Source organism: Bifidobacterium hapali (genome assembly GCF_002259755.1).
Lineage (GTDB): Bacteria > Actinomycetota > Actinomycetes > Actinomycetales > Bifidobacteriaceae > Bifidobacterium > Bifidobacterium hapali.
Map to the genome: position 1 here is coordinate 139,945 of NZ_MWWY01000025.1, position 17,616 is coordinate 157,560.

Here is a 17,616-nt window from a genome sequence, read left to right on the forward strand (position 1 = left end):
CCTTTCCTTACCAGTCCCTTAAAACCAGTCCCTTACTAATCCTTGGCATACGTGGCTTACGTGTTAGTGAATCCTGCTGAACACCAATCGCGAACCGATCACTGTAGCAAGCGGTCGGCCAGTGACTTGCCACCCACCGAACGGTGTGTTACGTGCAGCAGAATGGAAGGCTTCAGGGTCTACTGTCCACTCTTGTGCCGTGTCTAAAATGACTAGATTAACGTTTTCTGGATGCTCAACATGGCTTACATCCAGAGTGCGCTTAACAGCACACTTGGCAGATGTGTTCAACAGTCCTGCCACGTCAGTAGGCGCATGTCCCATAAGTCGTTGAGGAGCCAGTGACATCAGCTCAATAAGCCGTTTATCGTCGATATAACCGCCGTCGACAAGCACTTTGTGCGCAACGCCATACGCGCATTCAAGTCCAATAATGCCATTGGGCGCGTCAAGGAATCCACGTTCCTTTTCCGCAAGCGTATGCGGCGCGTGATCGGTGGCGAGCATGTCGACGGTACCGTCGGCAATTGCTGCAATCGTTGCCTGACGGTCAGCAGCTGAACGCAGTGGCGGATTCATTTTGGCAAGCGTACCGTAGCGCAACAAATCCTCATCACACAAAGCAATATAGTGTGGCGCAGTTTCGCAGGTAACAGGCAATCCCTCAGCTTTCGCCGCACGAATCGCGTCAAACGAAATCGCAGTGCTCACATGCTGAAAATGTACGTGGACACCCGTATCGCGCGCTTGAGCAATGTCACGAGCAACAATCTTGAGCTCCGTATCTTCAGGGATACCAGGGACACCGAGTTCACGCGCCACTGGACCATCGTTGACGGCACCAGTGTCGTGATGCTCACAATGCTCGATAAGATACAGTCCCGTCTCTTGCACGTTGTGCAATACTTGGTCAAGAATGCCGGGCGTCACAGCCGCACCGTCATCGCTGACCGCAGTAACCGGATGCGCAAGCTGATATGCATCCTTCGCCACTGCGCGCACGGTATTACTATCTGGCAGGTAATCACGCCAATGATTCGGGTCGCTTGCCTCACCGCCCGCGCGACCTTTTGACGCGCATACACACAAGTCATACTGCACTGGCAACGCCACATTATGCACAGCCTCATAATGCTGCAAGTAATCAATCACTGTGACATAGCCGGCATCAAGCACTTCAGCGGCACCCGCCTCGCCAGCGGCGACCGGCTCACCGTCCATCGCTGGCACTGTGTTCGGCATAATCAGCACATTCGTATATCCGCCTGACGCCGATGCACGGCAACCAGAAATCATTGATTCCTTGTACGTTTGTCCGGGATCGCGGAAGTGCACATGCGGATCTGCAAAACCGGGTGCAACTGTCAGTCCAGTCGCATCAAACTCACCGTCTGTGACCGCTCCAGACTCCGTGAATAGGCGGTCCTCATCGGTGTTCGGAATCACGAGATCAATTGTTTCTCCGGTGTCCCACACCGTGATATTGCGCAGGGTCAGCATGTTGGTTCCTTGCCGTTCAATACATTGGTCATTGCTGTAGCTGATGATTGCGGTGAACTGTAGCGATTCTCTACTGTTTCCTATACTTCCACCAGTACACCGCAAGCATCAGCAATGAATGTCAGAGCTTAGCTTCCTCATCGCAATAATCGCAACGGTACTCTTGACGCTCTGAATGAGTCAGATGGAACATCTGGTCAATGCCGCGTTCGGTAGTGGTCACGCACCGCGGATTCTTGCAGGTGAGAATATTAACCACATGTTCCGGCAGCGTGGGCGTTTTCTTTTCTACAATAGTGCCACCGCGAACGATGCCGACGGTTGCCGTTCGCGCAACCAGTCCGAGCACATCGAGATCGATAGATGGCGTTTTCTTACCATCCTCATCTTCGATCTTGATAATGTCTTTCGTGCCGTACAAGTGACTATCAGTGTTCATGATGAGTGCCAGCTTGGTTTTTGCTGGGTTGATTTTGAGATAGTCAAGCACTTTCAACGCAGTTCCGGCAGGAACATGATCGATAATGATGCCGTTAACAATGCTGGTGACTTCCATCAGACTCTTGCCTCCTTGGATTCGAGCGGAACATATCCGGGCAGTTCGTCTCCCACTACGGAGCTTTCGAGTGCCATACGCATGAGCATGCCGTTCTTCACCTGCTCGAAGTAGGCGGCACGAGGATCGTTGTCCACTTCGACCGCGATTTCGTTAATACGCGGCAGCGGGTGCAATACGGCCATATCCGGCTTGGCGAGCTGAAGCTTGTCCTCATCAAGGATGTACGTGTCGCGAAGACGCAGGTAGTCATCCTCATTGAAGAAGCGTTCCTGCTGCACGCGGGTCATATACAGCACGTCAAGATCGCCGATCACTGAAACGAGATCTTTGACTTCAACATACGAGCAAGATGGAGTCGCGTTGATACGATCGAGTACGTACTGCGGAGTCTTGAGTTCATCAGGACTGATGAGTACGAATCGCACGTTACCAAATCGGCACAACGTTTCAATCAGCGAGTGAACAGTACGACCGAACATTAGATCGCCGCACAAGCCGACAGTCAGATTAGTGACGCGGCCGAATCGCGACTGCAACGTGGCAAGATCAGCGAGCGTCTGCGTAGGATGCATGTGTCCACCATCGCCAGCATTGATCACTGGAACACTAGCAGCGCGAGAAGCGACGAGTGCTGCGCCTTCCTTCGGATGTCGAATAGCAACAACGTCAACATAATTCGATACCGTTTTGAGCGTGTCGGCGATTGACTCACCTTTAGACGCGCTTGACAACTGTGAACCAGCGAAACCGATTACTTTGCCGCCCAAACGCAGCATCGCTGTCTCGAAACTCAGTCGAGTGCGCGTGCTCGGTTCATAAAACAGTGTGGCGAGTACCCGACCATCGCAGGTATGCGCTACTTCGCGCCTATGCGAATCAATATACTGCGCCTTATGTAGTAATTCTCTGATTTGCGGAAGGGAAAGATCATCAAGCGAAATAACGCTTTTGCCGACCATCGGAGTTTCCACCGACTCATCTGTTACTGACACGGCTCACCTTTCTTGCGTCAAGCGGATAAGGTGGCCACAGAAGTGACCTATCCGACTATACACGCGTTCTGCCCTGTCGCGCGACTTCAGCGTGTTTACCTCGTGTTCATGCTTGAAGATGTCAGTGTCGCGATATCAATGCATTAGCTCAGCTGATTCGCATCAATCACGCGGTCGTCAAGGAACCAATAGTCATGTGGGTCGCCACGCAATGCACTAAACGGCACTGGCGTAACTCCTGCTGCAGCCGCTTTATCAAGCAAATATCTGCGTACAATCCACGGATATTCAAGCACACCAGAACGCAAATTAATAATACGGTCAATAGTGCTACCGCTGACTCCAAAATCTTTGCCGATCTGCTCCGCAGTTATTCCAAGCAATGCCATATTGTCGTGAAATTCTTGAATAGTCGCTGCACGCTGTTCACTCGTCAATGACATATTAAATTCCCCCTTGTTGTATTGGCTCTGTTAAACCCGAATTGACATCTCGGCTCCCCCTTGTCAGGGAAGCCACGCTTTGAGCACATTATCTGGTATTTTCGACGCGTCGAAACGGTAGTGGCCAGTGACCTTCATGTGCTTAGCGAACGCTAGATAATCGTTTTCTCGCTGGCGTTGACCCATGTTGTGAATCACGTATGAGGTTCCTTGCGTATCGCGTTTATCTGAAATAATGCCGATGTGTCTGCTCGTCTCAAACACGACAATATCGCCACCTTGCCATTGCGCGTAATCGGAAATATCCGTGGTAAGTGTTTGTCCATATGTTGTGAAAAACACGTCCAATACACCGGTTCGGCGGAAGTCAATATTCGGATCAGGATTCGGTGCGACCGTTGCGTAACGATCTGGATGAGCAGCAATGTCGGCGTCAACCATCGCTTTCAGGTCATATCCTGCTTCACGAAATGCGCGCCACACTACGTCAGTGCATGCACCGCGGTCGTCCGGCGGATAGCCACCGTCATAATATCCGCTGTCATAGGTTGGATGACGTTGCGCATCGGCACGAGCTCCCGCAACAATATCAGCGTAATCGTCAGTTCCATTATTATTAAAATCGACTGGACTTGCCTCACGCGGATACAGGCGTGCTGTTTCATGTGACGACATAACTGATGACTCGACACCAATGGACGACTGTATCAGTGACTGCCACGGCAATCCCCTAAGATGACGCACTGCAAGCGATCCACAACCGATCAACAACGCCAACACCATTACGGTGATAATGACAGCATATGTACGTCGTTTCGTCGTACGAACTCTTGCTGAAGTAGGTCCTCGATCCACATGTCTAGTCATGCCAAACCTCTCCAGTCTTCCGTGTCAGACAATCGTTTACTGTCTACTATCTTATCGGCTGTCCGAGTAAGAACATCTAGTCTGATGCAGTAAACCTGAAGAGGTATTACACTGGCCTACTGTTTCACAGGAGGTAGCTCCTGCGAACAGAAACGCTACCATTAGAGTTCGCGCAACTGCGCTGCAATCTTCACCGCTTCAACACTGGCCTCAGCCTTGTTGCGTGTCTCTTGCCATTCGTTAGCAGGTACTGAATCGAGTACGATACCCGCACCAGCTTGCACACTTGCTTCATGGTCGCGAATGAACGCGGTACGAATCGCAATAGCCATATCGAGGTTGCCAGAAAAGTCGAAGTAGCCGACAGTACCGCCGTAAATGCCACGATCAGCAGGCTCCAACTCGTCAATGATTTCAATTGCGCGCGGCTTAGGTGCACCTGACAATGTACCAGCAGGGAATGCGGACGTGAACACGTCAAACGCGGTCATATCAGGATTGACACGGCCGGTGACCGTCGAGCAAATGTGCATGATATGACTGAACCGTTTAATATCCATCAAGGAAACCACTTCAACGGTAGTCGGATCGCACACACGGCTCAAATCATTGCGTGCGAGATCAACGAGCATAATGTGTTCACTGCGTTCCTTCGGATCAGCAAGCAACTCTTTAGCGAGCTGTGCATCTTCCTCAGGAGTCTTGCCACGTGGACGAGAGCCGGCGATCGGAAATGTCATTGCATGACCATTGTCGACTTTAATCAGTGTTTCAGGGCTAGAGCCGATGACATTAAAATCACGGCCAGACGCGTCGGTAAGCACCATGAAATACATGTACGGGCTCGGGTTCAGCGTGCGCAGCACGCGATACACGTCAAATGGGTCGGCTGGTGAGTCAATATCGAGGCGTTGTGAAATAACGACTTGGAATACATCACCGTCTACGATATGTCGCTTAGCTGCTTCAACGGCCTGTTCATAATGACTTTTTTCCGTACGGAACCGCAATTGAGGCTGAGTAACGGACTCGTCAAGCACATTGACGCGTGCTTCACCAGTCGTCGGGGTTGCGGCGTCGCGCTGCATACAGTCCAATCGCGCTACCGCTTCATCGTACGCTGCGTCGGCACGTGTTGGCTTATTGTCAACGTTCACTGCGTTCGCGATCAGCCATACCGATCCAGACACATGGTCAACTACCGCAATATCAGTTGCCAAAGCGAGCACAGTCTCCGGCTGACCGGTCTCATTGGGAGCTTGCGCACGCAACGTTGGTTCCCAGTGACGAATCGCATCCCAGCCAACCGTGCCCACAAGGCCGCTCGTTAAATTCGGCAGACCAACTACATGCGGTGCGTTCAGCGTTTTCAACGTAGCGTGCGCGACCTCAATCACATCACCGCTTGTAGGAACGCCAGCTGGCACGGTACCTAACCAATTTGCCTTGCCATTATCGGAACGCAACTGTGCCATCGAATTGACACCAATAAAACTGTACCGACTCCATGTACCGCCATATTCAGCAGATTCAAGAATAAACGTACCGGTCCGTCCTCCAGCAAGACGCTCATAAAAGCCGACTGGAGTAAGTGAATCAGCAAGGAGCCGTCGCACAATCGGAATAACGCGATAGCCTTCATCAGCGAGTTCGTGGAACTGTTCTCGGCTTGGCCACGTCGCTCCCCATGTTAAATGTTCGACGCTGCACTCGCTCATGCGCGTTCCTCCCGTTCTTGTTCTTGTTCAGCCGTGCGATGTCCTTCAACGCATGGCAGTGAGCCACCTTCTAGGAAACAACTACGCTTGCCAGTATGGCAGGCAGCACCCACTTGATCAACTTCGACAAGCAGCGCATCACCATCGCAGTCAAGCGACACAGATTTCACATACTGTACATGGCCAGAGGTGTCACCTTTACGCCAGTATTCCTGACGCGAACGCGACCAAAATGTAACGCGACCAGTCGTGAGCGTGCGACGTAATGCCTCGTCGTTCATATAACCGACCATAAGCACTTCGTGCGTATCATATTGCTGAATAACAGCTGTGACTAATCCCTTCGTGTCTCGCTTGAGACGCGCGGCAATACGCTCATCGAGTACTGTACTGTTATCGTATTCCATGATTGATGTCATACCTTTGCTTAAATACGCTTACATAATGTATACACTGCGTTACATAGCTGATAAAACGCTACGTGAGATCGTTCAACGTAGTTATTTAGCGAACGACATACCCAGCTCGACGCAGTTCATCCTTCACTTCGCCAATAGTCACCTTGCCATAGTGGAAGATTGATGCAGCAAGCACAGCATCCGCGCCAGCTTCAATCGCAGGAGGAAAATCAGAGGCTTTACCGGCGCCACCGGATGCGATAATTGGAATATTAACTTCGCGACGTACAGCACGAATCATTTCCAGATCAAAGCCTTGCTGCGTACCATCAGCATCCATCGAATTGAGCAGAATCTCCCCCGCGCCCAATTCCTCAGCACGCTTCACCCACCAAATCGCATCAATACCAGTGGACTTGCGACCGCCCATCGTAGTCACTTCAAAACCAGACTGTGTGTGCTGTTCGCCCTGTTCACGTCGTGCATCTACAGATAAGACAAGCACTTGGTTACCGAATCGGTCTGCCACTCGGCTAATAAGCGACGGATCGTTGATCGCCGCCGTATTCACACCAACTTTGTCTGCACCGCAACGCAGCAGTGAGTCCACGTCTTCAGGTGTACGTACGCCACCGCCTACCGTCAACGGAATAAAAATCTGCTCGGCAGTACGAGCCACCACGTCGATCATGGTCTGTCGATGAGAACTTGATGCGGTCACATCGAGGAACGTGAGTTCATCAGCACCCTGACGGTAGTATTCAGCAGCAAGCTCGACCGGATCGCCAGCGTCGCGCAGATTCTCGAAATGCACACCTTTGACCACGCGCCCCGCATCAACGTCCAGACATGGGATGACTCGTATGGCCAACGACATATTCACTCCTGTGGTTGTATGTTCAATACCGCACAACAGGTTAACGTGCGATCGTTACAGTTAGTGGTCACAGTTCCGTTACGTGGAATATCTTGTACGACCACTGATACGCTTCATGGCAAATTCTCATAGATTTCTGTCATGCCAGCAGCATTACAAGAGGCGTTCTTCGATCCATTGGGCGACGCCGTCATCATCATTCGATGGGCAGATCTCATCAGCAATAGCCAACACTTGCGGGTTTGCGTTGGCGACGGCGATAGCATGTCCAGATACTTGCATCATGCCAATGTCTACGAGATCGTCTCCAAACGTGACCGTCTGCTCTGTAGTAATAGCAAAGTGTTGACAGAGCGTGTTGAGTGCGTCACGCTTATTAGCTTTAGGATTCATGAGCATCCACAGTGTGCCCTCACTAATCGAAAGCTCAAAATCGTTGGGAAGAACAGCTCGCAAACGCTCACTTTCATCATCGTTCGGAAACAGGATGATTTTGTCAGCCACGCCATCAGGCACATCACCATCAGAAAAATCAGTGTATTGCCATGTTTGAGTTTTCCAATACTCAGTCACGTCAAAGTTTGTGTACCGAACATCGTCCATAACGATACCAATCTTTACGCTAGGTACTGCTTTCAGCACATCGCGGCATACTTCGCACGCACGCAATGACGAGAAGCCGATCTTCGTTAGATGACCCTCTGCTGCAGGACGTGCGCCAGTGAGCAGTTTCATGTCAGAATGCACAGGATCAAAGTCCAGCAGCGCACCATTGAGATAGACGACAGCATCAACTGGCAGTCGATCAGCAAACACAAAACCAGTACTTACCGGCCGTGCAGTAGCAATCGCGAACAGATATCCGGCTTCATGCATGCGATTGATCGTTGCAACCGATCGTTCAGAGACAAACCGTTCTTCAAACGTTTGCGCGCCATGCAGTAACGTACCGTCGAGATCGGCAACAACCAGCCGAATATCGTGATTGTTTACACCGTGATGAGTATTGAGACCATCCGTATTCGTTGTCATCACAGAAGCCCTTCACAGTGAGCACGAACAATCTGAGCAGAATGATGCAATTTCGCAAGCTCGTCGTCAGTCAAATCAAGTTCAACGATCTCATTTGCACCGTTTGCACGAAGCTCAGTTGGCACGCCTAAAAACACATCATGTTCACCGTATTCACCGTCCAACAACGTAGACACAGGCACAATACGACGCTCATCCCACAGAATGGTCTGTACAATGCCAGCAACAGTCGAGGCAATACCGAAATTCGTGCCACCTTTCACTCTGACAATATCGTCACCGCGACGCCGTGTGTGCTCTTCTACTTCGTCAGTAGATACCGATGAGAAACGACTGCGATTATCAGCAAGGAACCGTGCAAACGGTTTGCCGCCGAGCGACACCGTAGACCATGCGGCAAACTGCGAGTTACCGTGCTCCCCCATGACGAAGCCACCCACATTACGCGGATCAAGGCCAGTTTCTTCTCCAATAATGGTTTTGAGACGGGACGTGTCAAGTGCAGTGCCCGTACCAAGCACCTGCGCACGAGGTAAACCGGAACGTTTCCACGCATACCATGCCATCACGTCAACGGGATTGGACACCATAACAATCACGCCATTGAACCCAGATGACATAACATGGTCAACCACATCGCCAACCAAACCAACCGTGAATCCAAGTTCAGCCATGCGGTTGGAATTTGCCGGCGGTTTGCGACCAACAGTGATAACTACAATGTCCGCATCCGCACAATCCGCATAGTCACCGGCACGTACTTTCACATGACGATCTTGGAATTCACTGCCGTCATCGAGATCACGGGCTTCCCCGATGGCCTTCTCAGGTACGTGGTCAATAAGAATTAACTCGTTGCACAATCCGTGTGTGACGATTGAGAATGCAACAGTCGAACCAACCTGCCCTGCGCCGACGATGACGACGCGATTGCGATTCATAGTAACCATATGAAATACGTTCCCTTTCCTGCCTGAACTTATTCTCTTGCTGTCAGTGATTCTGATCGCGAATGACCACCGATGTTCATGAAAAAAGCCATGATCGAATGCGGATCATGGCTTATATAAATGTTTTCGAATCAAATGCGTTATGAATTAACGCAACACTACGTCAGACGAGATTGAACTTGGTCATCAGGCCGAGCGCAATAATAATTGCGACCCACAGCAGCGCGATAATCACAGTCCAACGATTCAAGTTCTTCTCAGCAACACCCGACGAACCTGCATTCTGAGTGAGGCCACCACCGAACATGTCGGACAGGCCACCACCCTTACCTTTGTGCATCAGAATCAGCAGGGTGAGGAGCAGGCTGAAGATAACGACGATGATCTGCAGCACGAGCTTAACAATGGCCCAAGCGGACATATGGTGAACCTCCAGTTCAAAATCACACTGCCCTACACAATAGCGCAGGGTCTTGAAAAGAGCGCTTATGCGTTCCTATAGCGGAATATTCGTGTATTTTGTGTTCATTATATTCATTACTTCGCTGTTCGTGGCTCCCCCGACAAAGGGAGCCACGATAAAATCTCTAACGACGAGTCTGAGATGTTGCTTTAACCGTAAGACGAGCGATGGCAGCTAACTCATCCGTGTCGAGTGCCGCACCACCGATCAAAAATCCGTCAACATCCGGTTCGCTAATGAGTTCAGCGGCGTTCTTTGACGATACGGACCCACCGTAGAGAATACGTACGCTATCCGCGACATTCGTATCAAACGTGGCTGCAAGATCGTTGCGAATGGCTCGCGCCGCATCCTGTGCTGTTTGTGGAGTGGCAACCATGCCAGTGCCAATAGCCCAAACTGGTTCGTAAGCAATGATGAGCTTGGCGGCTTGATCACTTGACAAATCGCGGGTTACATCATGTACTTGACCGACTGCGAAATCAAGTTCGATGCCCTGCCGCCGTTCTTCATAGCTTTCACCTACGCATAAAATCGGCTGCATCCCGGCAGTGAGGACCGCGCGCACCTGATCCACGATATTGGCATCATCTTCAGGATGATATTTGCGACGTTCAGAATGCCCGACAATCACATACGAGCAGCCGAGAGCGGCAAGCATGTCAGCTGATACATCACCAGTGAAAGCACCTTGTGTCGTGACGGACACAGACTGTGCACCGTATCGAATGTTCAGATGGTCTGCTTCGACAAGCACCTGCACGCTACGAATAGAGGTAAACGATGGCATAAGAGCGATCTCACAGCGGTGGTAGTCAAAATGCGCATCACGCAAGAGCCATACGAGCTTTTGCACAAAATAGGTTGCTTCAAGATGATCAAAATTCATCTTCCAGTTGCCAGCCACTAGCGGAATCCGCTTGGATACCATGAAAATACCTCCTTAAGCTCCTTCTAGCAATTGTGGCTCTCCTCAGTCGCGAGGAGAGCCACAATAACGTCACCTATAGAGTGATAATTACTACTCGAGCACCTTCAGGCCCGGCAACTCCTTGCCCTCAAGGAACTCAAGGGAAGCGCCGCCACCAGTGGAGATGTGCGAGAAGCCATCCTCCGGGAAGCCGAGGTTGCGCACTGCGGAAGCGGAATCGCCGCCACCGACAATGGTGAATGCGCCAGCCTTGGTCGCGTCAACCAGACCCTGTGCCACAGCACGAGTACCGTCAGCGAACGCGGAGACTTCGAACACGCCCATCGGGCCGTTCCACACCACAGTCTTGGAATCCACGATCTTGTCGTGGAACAGCTTCTGGGAGTCAGGACCAATATCGAGGCCCATCTTGTCAGCCGGAATTGCGTCAGCAGCCACAACTTCAGGAGCCACGTCAGCGTCAGACTTCGGGAAGCCCGGGTTTACGACAATATCGGTCGGCAGAACAAGTTCAACATTGTTCTTCTCAGCCGTCTCGATGTAGCCCTTAACCTTGTCGAGCTGGTCCTCTTCAAGCAGGGAGGTACCAACCTCGTAGCCCTTGGCCTTGAGGAAGGTGAACACCATGCCGCCGCCGATAACCAGACGATCAGCCTTGTCGAGCAGGTTCTCAATAACACCGAGCTTGTCGGAAACCTTGGAACCGCCGAGCACCACGGTGAACGGACGTTCCGGGTTCTCGGTAGCGCGAGACAGAGCCTTGACTTCCTTCTCAACCAGCAGGCCAGCAGCAGCCGGCAGATCAGCGGCCACATCGTAGTCAGAACCCTGAGCACGGTGCACGACACCGAAACCGTCAGAGACGAAGACCTCACCAAGAGCAGCGATCTTCTTGGCGTACGGAGCGCGTACTTCCGGGTCCTTGCTGGTTTCTTCCGGGTTGAAACGTACGTTTTCGAGGAGCACCACATCGCCGTCGTTCATTGCGGCAACCTTGGCCTGAGCATCCTCACCATAAGTGTCCTTAGCCAGCGGCACGGTGATGCCGAGCAGTTCACCGAGGCGAGCAGCAACCGGAGCCAGAGACAGTTCGGGGACAACCTTGCCCTTCGGACGGCCGAGGTGAGCCATCAGAATAACCTTAGCGCCTTCTTCACGCAGCGTCTTGATGGTCGGCAGCGCGGCCTTGATACGACCGTCATCGGTGATCGTGGTGCCGTCCAGCGGGACGTTGAAATCAGCGCGCATGAGTACGCGCTTGCCCTTGAGATCTCCAAGATCCTTGAGTGTCTTCATGAATATCCTTTCCTAACCGCGCAGCTTGAACCATCTTGCGATGTTGCAAACCACGGGAAGAGTGGTGACGTGGATACGCCACTTGCGATGATACAAGGCTGAACGAACAAAAACACCGTCATTCGCGTGATGCGATGACGGTGTGTTGCGTTCTTACTACTGGCGTTGAGCTAAGTATTTTGTTGAGAAATCATTTAGAAGCTTATGCCACGAGCCTTAGCCGTCTTATCTGCAAGTTGCAGCAAACGACGGATACGACCAGCGATCGCATCTTTAGTAATAGGCGGATCGGCCAGACGACCGAGTTCCTCAAGACTGGCATCACCGTGATCAAGTCTCAACTGTCCAGCAGCCTTGAGATTGTCTGGAACATCATCGCCAAGAATCTCAAATGCCTTACGTACTTTTTCACTCGCTTCAGCGGCAGCCTTGGCACTACGACGCATGTTCGCATCGTCAAAATTGGCCAAACGGTTTGCCTTGCCACGAGCTTCGCCGTCGGAACGCTTGCCAGTCCATTCGCGAGCAGAACGCGGCGCCCCCATGAGGTTCAGCATGCGTTCGATCGCATCAGGATCTTTAAGCGTGACGCGTTCCGAACTGCGTAGCTGGCGTGGTTTCGCACCGATACCAAGACGACGCGCGGCACCTGCTAAAGCGAGAGCAGCTTCATTACACGGGCACGTGATTTCGAGATAACTTGCCTTACCCGGATCAGACAATCCTCCATGTGCAAGGAACGCACCACGCCATGCTGCTTTAACCTGTGCAATGTTACCGTTGACAATTTCAGCAGGTAACCCACGCACAAGCTGCTTACGACGATCAAGCAGTCCGGTCTGCAATGCAAGAGCCGCACCGCCACGATCAACATGTACAAGATAGCGCTGGACTGTGCCGCTAGGAGTCTGTCGAGCAACCTGAGTAAGCACTGCTTCATGGCCATACAGATCTTGAATATTAGTCTGCAGCCATTTTGCCGCTTCTAAGGAATCAAATTGAGCCTGCACGATGATCTGCCGCTGTACGAGCCTCAACCCGCCACCGAAACGAATCATTGCGGTGACCTGCGCCTTGCGGGCCGCTGGCAGTTCGTTATCGATTGCGGCGAGTTCGCTTTTGACATCATCCAGAAGAGCCAAGAGCCAACCTCCTACTTCCCGTTCTCTTCGCCGTTTCGGCCTTTTCTTGGGCGTCAACCCATCGTGCCATCGGCTTACTGTGATACCTAATCACTTGGACAACTCAATCGTATTTATTCATACTTCGGGCGCTTTTTTCTCGCCATGTGGTCATTGATGGTCAGACTTGTGTATTTAACGATCACCTTAACGATCTCCATGACGGCGTTGCAATTCGCGGGCAGAAACGCTGACAGCAAGTCCGTGAGCACGCAATCGCGCAGCTAACGCCTCGCTCATCGCAACCGATCGATGTTGTCCACCAGTACACCCGATAGCAATGGTCACAAAATGCTTGTCTTCCTGAGCATAGCCTTTCATCGCCACGAGAATAGCCTGCTCATATGCATCGAGGAACGCTGTTGCTCCCTCGCTACTCAGTACATAATCAGCAACTGGCTTGTCTTGTCCAGTAAGTTCACGCAAACTTGGCACCCAGAATGGATTCGGCAGAAAACGTACGTCAGCCACAAAATCAGCATCAAGAGGAACCCCATATTTGAAGCCAAAGCTGAAAATATGTACGGCTACCGTTTTAGGTCCGCAGCCGAGTAACGCTTCATACAATTTGGTTGACAGCTGATGAATACTCAAGGCAGAGGTATCGATAACGACATCGGCACGTTCTTTGAGATTCATCAGCAGTGTACGTTCTTCTTGAATACCGTCAATAAGTCGGTTACCGTGCTGCAATGGATGCGGTCTACGTACCGACTCATACCGTTTGATCAACACATCGTTGCTCGCGTCAAGGAAGAGAATACGTGTTCTCACACCGAGATCATCGAGATGGCTGAGCACTGCGGACAAATCGTCGAAGTATTCACGAGAACGTACATCGATAACAGCAGCAAGTTTATGCACGCCGTTGCCAGATCGCCCACCACCTTGCGTCATCATGTCTACCAACGGGATAAGTAGTTTGGGGGGCAAATTATCGACAACATACCATCCCATGTCTTCGACACTATCGGCCGCATGTGAACGGCCAGCACCCGACATACCAGTGATCAATAACACCTCGAAGTCGTCGGCAGGCGACGGCGTATTCGTAATTCGGTCGTCCTCACTCACAATGCCTCCTCTAGCGCACGTCGCATCGGTGGTTCCAATGTTGCAATAAGATCACGCCCGCCGAGTGCTGTCTTACCTTCTTCACCCGTCATCAACTGCACTTGCAGAATAGCCTGATAAAGCAACATTTCTTCGCCGCCAATCGCGTTGCCACCTTTAGCACGCCATGCACGAATAAGTGCACTAGGACGAGGATCATAGACTACGTCAAGCAGTGTTCCTCGTGGGAAGAACGAGTCATCAGTTGCAATAGATTCAGCGATAACATCTGCTGCATGACCAGGAATAGTGCTTACCACGATACCTGCTCCGCGCAGTTCCTCAATGATCTGACTCAACTCGATCTCGTGAAAGTCCGCAGTATCGTCGTTGGACACAATGCGAGCAAGATCAGGATTCTTACCAGGATGACGTGCCGCTACCGTGATGGTTCCACGTTCATGAGAGTCAGTACAAGCACCACATATCGTTGAAACTGCACTGACTGCAGAAGCAGCAGTATTACCGTTACCAATCACCACTGCTTTGGCAATGACAGTATCTTCTAACGATTGACCGCTCAAAGCAAAAGCATGCTGGAAGGCATACATGATGCCGGGAACATCGGTATTGTAGAGGCGAATGCGAGGGGAATCATTACCAGCATTATTCCAATCAAACACTGCTGTGTTGGCGACATGTAACGATGCAACCCATGCGTCTGCTGGACTGCCATACGGTTGGATAGTCCGCTTGAGTGGCATAGTCAAACTCAGGCCGCGCCATGTCGAGTCGAGCCCATTGAGGAATCCATTCAAATCCTGTTCGGTAACCTCATGCCGTTCATATGCCCAATCATTAAGACCAAGAGCCTGATATGCAGCCATATGTAACACGGGCGATAATGAATGGGCAATCGGACTGCCAAGTACAGCGCATCGATGGTTGATCTGGACCATACCCCTCCTTCGTTGTGTTCCATCCTAGCGCATGTGCTCATGGATTACTGTTGCACGCTCACCGCAATCATTCTTGCTGAGTTGGAGTCTGCGGTTGGGACTGTGCCTGAGATTGATGCAACGCGGCATAAATAGCTTCTGCTTTGGCATGCCCGACACCTTTCACTTGTTCAAAATCCTCAACGTCAGCTTCGCGCATAGCGCGCACAGAGCCGAAATGGTTCAACAATCGTTTCTGATACGCTTCACCAATGCCTGGAATATCGTCTAAAGCTGAGCGCAGCACACCTTTACGACGTGTTTGACGATGATAGGTGATCGCAAACCTATGAGACTCATCGCGTACTCGCTGTAGCAGATACATGCCCTGAGATTGACGTTTGAGAATAATGGGATAATCGTCGTCTGGTACCCAAACTTCCTCCAACCGTTTAGCCAATCCGCATAATGCCACATCGTCAACACCGCAATCAACAAGCGCTTTCGCAGCAGCCATAACCTGAGGTTGACCACCATCTACCACAATCAGATTAGGCTTATATGCGAATTTACGACGATCAGTACTCTGTTGCACGACTGGTTCAGTATTGTCCTCGTTATCTTGCGCCGCATTGCCGTTACTCACAGAAGATACCAATGCTACTTGCTCACGTCGCTCATTATCCATGCTTTCGCCAGTATCTCCAGCAATATTGCCGTGACGGAAACGACGTGTCAGTGTTTCATACAATGCACTCAGATCATCCACCGCACCGTTGCCATCTTTACCGCGAATAGCAAAACGCCGGTATTCAGACTTCTTCGCGATAGCATCCTCGAATACTACCATCGAAGCAACTTGGAACGCTCCACCAATCGTGTTTGAAATGTCGTAGCATTCTATACGCAATGGAGCTTGGCTCAATCCCAATGCTTGAGCCACATCGTTCATCGCATCAGAACGTGCACCCATATCACTAATGCGGCTCATCTTACTGCGCTGCAACGCTTGACCGGCATTGTCAACAGCACGATCCATAAGCGCTTTCTTCTCACCGCGGCTAGCAGTACGAACTGTTACCGCTGCTCCACGCAGTGAGGACAACCACGATTCAAGCTCCTCACGTCGCGCCGGCTCAATCGGTACGATAACCTCACGCGGGATTGGCGAGATTGGCGCAAGCAGGTCTGCTCTACCAGTTTGCTCTTGACGTTCATGACGTTCGCGTGTTGCTTGCGCACGAGATAGCGCATCTGTCGCTGTCAACGATTGGGTTGATCCAATCGCGTCACGCTGTTCACGAACAGTGGTAGCAAATGCAGTCGTATCGTTATTCGTAGCATCCGCATATACCTGCACGATGAGATCAGCAATAAGTTCAGCGTCACTGACATCCTCAACTCGTTCGACACTCCAGTTGCGCTCGCCACGAATTGACCCGTCTCTGACATAGAACGCATGTACTGACGCTTCCAACTCGTCAGATGCCATACCAAACACGTCTGCATCCACATCTTGATCAAAGACAACCGCATTCTGTTGCATAACCGTGCGCAGCATCTGGATTTCATCACGTAGTCGTGCCGCTTGCTCAAATTCAAGCTCAGCACTGGCTGCTTTCATATCTCGAGTAAGTTGTGCAACATACGCTTTACCCAGTCGCCCAGTCATTACACCTACTAGCTGCTCGCACATATGTCGATGCTCCGCCGGTTCAACACGGTGCACACAAGGTGCTGAGCATTTGCCGATGGACGCAAGCAGACAAGGTCGTCCGGTCAATTCAGCCTTACGGAACACACTGTCAGTACATGTGCGGACCGGAAACGTGCGTAGCAATCGGTCCAATGATTTACGCAGCTCCCACACTTTGGCATAAGGGCCAAAATATCGACTGTCTCGCCGTTTGCGACTGCGAGTTACCCACACGCGTGGGTACTTCTCCCCTGCCGAAATCGCAAGATAAGGGTAGGTTTTATCGTCACGAAACTGCACATTGAATCGCGGGTCAAATTCCTTAATCCACGTGTATTCGAGCGTTAATGCTTCGAGCTCGGTGCCGACCACGGTCCATTCGAGGCTTCGCGCGGTGAGAACCATCGTCTGTGTACGCGGATGGAGAAGGTATAGCGGCTGAAAATAGTTAGTTAACCGGTTGCGTAGACTTTTCGCTTTACCTACGTAAATCACACGACCTTCACCGTCACGCCACTTGTAAACGCCAGGTTGTGCGGGAATATCTCCCGTTTTAGGCCGGAACAGGTCACGCGTATCACCCAGCAGAGGCGCGCCATTGCGATTGACTCCATGAGAGGCGTCAACCGCGTTCATGTCACGCTGCAGCGCATCTGCCGTCTTGCGCCATACATCTGGCGCATGCCGTTCGATGTCGTTGGTCATTCACATTTCTTTCCGCT

Annotated in this window: 17 protein-coding genes; all 17 read right to left on the reverse strand. The window is 51.4% G+C overall.

Annotation, left to right across the window (positions count from 1 at the left end; all coding sequences use genetic code 11):
• Positions 1-63 precede the first annotated feature (63 nt).
• Positions 64-1,500, reverse strand: a complete 1,437-nt coding sequence (locus tag BHAP_RS06745; protein WP_094729967.1) for a dihydroorotase — start codon at positions 1,498-1,500, stop codon at positions 64-66.
• Positions 1,501-1,621: 121 nt separating this feature from the next.
• On the reverse strand, positions 1,622-2,056 hold the full coding sequence (locus tag BHAP_RS06750; protein WP_094729968.1) for an aspartate carbamoyltransferase regulatory subunit: 435 nt from the start codon (positions 2,054-2,056) through the stop codon (positions 1,622-1,624).
• Positions 2,056-3,018, reverse strand: a complete 963-nt coding sequence (gene pyrB / locus BHAP_RS06755) for an aspartate carbamoyltransferase (protein ID WP_094729969.1) — start codon at positions 3,016-3,018, stop codon at positions 2,056-2,058. Before pyrB ends, BHAP_RS06750 begins: the two co-directional genes overlap by 1 nt.
• A gap of 176 nt (positions 3,019-3,194) precedes the next feature.
• Positions 3,195-3,494 (reverse strand): DUF2316 family protein, encoded by a 300-nt coding sequence (locus BHAP_RS06760; RefSeq protein WP_094729970.1) that lies wholly within the window; start codon positions 3,492-3,494, stop codon positions 3,195-3,197.
• 63 nt (positions 3,495-3,557) lie between these two features.
• Positions 3,558-4,361 (reverse strand): DUF1287 domain-containing protein, encoded by an 804-nt coding sequence (locus tag BHAP_RS06765; RefSeq protein WP_094729971.1) that lies wholly within the window; start codon positions 4,359-4,361, stop codon positions 3,558-3,560.
• Between the two features lie 161 nt (positions 4,362-4,522).
• The gene (locus BHAP_RS06770; RefSeq protein WP_094729972.1) at positions 4,523-6,079 is read right to left on the reverse strand and encodes an anthranilate synthase component I; all 1,557 of its coding nucleotides are present in this window, start codon (positions 6,077-6,079) and stop codon (positions 4,523-4,525) included.
• Complete coding sequence (hisI, locus tag BHAP_RS06775; protein ID WP_420807720.1) at positions 6,076-6,486, reverse strand: phosphoribosyl-AMP cyclohydrolase; 411 nt, start codon at positions 6,484-6,486, stop codon at positions 6,076-6,078. The genes BHAP_RS06770 and hisI overlap by 4 nt, the downstream gene beginning before the upstream one ends.
• 97 nt (positions 6,487-6,583) lie before the next feature.
• Positions 6,584-7,354 carry an imidazole glycerol phosphate synthase subunit HisF gene (gene hisF, locus BHAP_RS06780; RefSeq protein ID WP_094729974.1) on the reverse strand — a complete coding sequence of 257 codons (771 nt, stop codon included), beginning with the start codon at positions 7,352-7,354 and terminating at the stop codon, positions 6,584-6,586.
• A 153-nt stretch (positions 7,355-7,507) separates the two neighbouring features.
• Positions 7,508-8,386, reverse strand: coding sequence for an HAD family hydrolase (locus tag BHAP_RS06785; RefSeq protein ID WP_094729975.1), 879 nt, complete (start codon positions 8,384-8,386; stop codon positions 7,508-7,510).
• Complete coding sequence (locus tag BHAP_RS06790) at positions 8,386-9,336, reverse strand: L-lactate dehydrogenase (protein ID WP_094729976.1); 951 nt, start codon at positions 9,334-9,336, stop codon at positions 8,386-8,388. Before BHAP_RS06790 ends, BHAP_RS06785 begins: the two co-directional genes overlap by 1 nt.
• 163 nt (positions 9,337-9,499) lie before the next feature.
• A complete protein-coding gene (gene secG / locus BHAP_RS06795) occupies positions 9,500-9,757 on the reverse strand; it encodes a preprotein translocase subunit SecG (protein ID WP_094729977.1) in 258 nt (85 codons plus the stop codon).
• Positions 9,758-9,923: 166 nt separating this feature from the next.
• Positions 9,924-10,730: a triose-phosphate isomerase gene (gene tpiA / locus BHAP_RS06800; RefSeq protein WP_094729978.1), complete on the reverse strand. Its 807-nt coding sequence runs from the start codon at positions 10,728-10,730 to the stop codon at positions 9,924-9,926.
• A gap of 90 nt (positions 10,731-10,820) precedes the next feature.
• The gene (locus BHAP_RS06805) at positions 10,821-12,026 is read right to left on the reverse strand and encodes a phosphoglycerate kinase (RefSeq protein ID WP_094729979.1); all 1,206 of its coding nucleotides are present in this window, start codon (positions 12,024-12,026) and stop codon (positions 10,821-10,823) included.
• 194 nt (positions 12,027-12,220) lie between these two features.
• The gene (gene whiA, locus BHAP_RS06810; protein WP_094729980.1) at positions 12,221-13,168 is read right to left on the reverse strand and encodes a DNA-binding protein WhiA; all 948 of its coding nucleotides are present in this window, start codon (positions 13,166-13,168) and stop codon (positions 12,221-12,223) included.
• Positions 13,169-13,354: 186 nt separating this feature from the next.
• Positions 13,355-14,284: an RNase adapter RapZ gene (gene rapZ / locus BHAP_RS06815; RefSeq protein ID WP_094729981.1), complete on the reverse strand. Its 930-nt coding sequence runs from the start codon at positions 14,282-14,284 to the stop codon at positions 13,355-13,357.
• The gene (locus BHAP_RS06820; protein ID WP_094729982.1) at positions 14,278-15,219 is read right to left on the reverse strand and encodes a shikimate dehydrogenase family protein; all 942 of its coding nucleotides are present in this window, start codon (positions 15,217-15,219) and stop codon (positions 14,278-14,280) included. Before BHAP_RS06820 ends, rapZ begins: the two co-directional genes overlap by 7 nt.
• A gap of 67 nt (positions 15,220-15,286) precedes the next feature.
• Positions 15,287-17,599, reverse strand: coding sequence for an excinuclease ABC subunit UvrC (gene uvrC / locus BHAP_RS06825; RefSeq protein WP_094729983.1), 2,313 nt, complete (start codon positions 17,597-17,599; stop codon positions 15,287-15,289).
• Positions 17,600-17,616 lie beyond the last annotated feature (17 nt).

Excerpts from the sequence above, each read along its gene's own strand:
- BHAP_RS06745 (WP_094729967.1), bottom strand. The coding sequence starts at position 1,500 with ATGCTGACCCTGCGCAATATCACGGTGTGGGACACCGGAGAAACAATT.
- BHAP_RS06750 (WP_094729968.1), bottom strand. The coding sequence starts at position 2,056 with ATGGAAGTCACCAGCATTGTTAACGGCATCATTATCGATCATGTTCCT.
- pyrB (WP_094729969.1), bottom strand. The coding sequence starts at position 3,018 with ATGGTCGGCAAAAGCGTTATTTCGCTTGATGATCTTTCCCTTCCGCAA.
- BHAP_RS06760 (WP_094729970.1), bottom strand. The coding sequence starts at position 3,494 with ATGTCATTGACGAGTGAACAGCGTGCAGCGACTATTCAAGAATTTCAC.
- BHAP_RS06765 (WP_094729971.1), bottom strand. The coding sequence starts at position 4,361 with ATGACTAGACATGTGGATCGAGGACCTACTTCAGCAAGAGTTCGTACG.
- BHAP_RS06770 (WP_094729972.1), bottom strand. The coding sequence starts at position 6,079 with ATGAGCGAGTGCAGCGTCGAACATTTAACATGGGGAGCGACGTGGCCA.
- hisI (WP_420807720.1), bottom strand. The coding sequence starts at position 6,486 with ATGGAATACGATAACAGTACAGTACTCGATGAGCGTATTGCCGCGCGT.
- hisF (WP_094729974.1), bottom strand. The coding sequence starts at position 7,354 with ATGTCGTTGGCCATACGAGTCATCCCATGTCTGGACGTTGATGCGGGG.
- BHAP_RS06785 (WP_094729975.1), bottom strand. The coding sequence starts at position 8,386 with ATGACAACGAATACGGATGGTCTCAATACTCATCACGGTGTAAACAAT.
- BHAP_RS06790 (WP_094729976.1), bottom strand. The coding sequence starts at position 9,336 with ATGGTTACTATGAATCGCAATCGCGTCGTCATCGTCGGCGCAGGGCAG.
- secG (WP_094729977.1), bottom strand. The coding sequence starts at position 9,757 with ATGTCCGCTTGGGCCATTGTTAAGCTCGTGCTGCAGATCATCGTCGTT.
- tpiA (WP_094729978.1), bottom strand. The coding sequence starts at position 10,730 with ATGGTATCCAAGCGGATTCCGCTAGTGGCTGGCAACTGGAAGATGAAT.
- BHAP_RS06805 (WP_094729979.1), bottom strand. The coding sequence starts at position 12,026 with ATGAAGACACTCAAGGATCTTGGAGATCTCAAGGGCAAGCGCGTACTC.
- BHAP_RS06820 (WP_094729982.1), bottom strand. The coding sequence starts at position 15,219 with ATGGTCCAGATCAACCATCGATGCGCTGTACTTGGCAGTCCGATTGCC.
- uvrC (WP_094729983.1), bottom strand. The coding sequence starts at position 17,599 with ATGACCAACGACATCGAACGGCATGCGCCAGATGTATGGCGCAAGACG.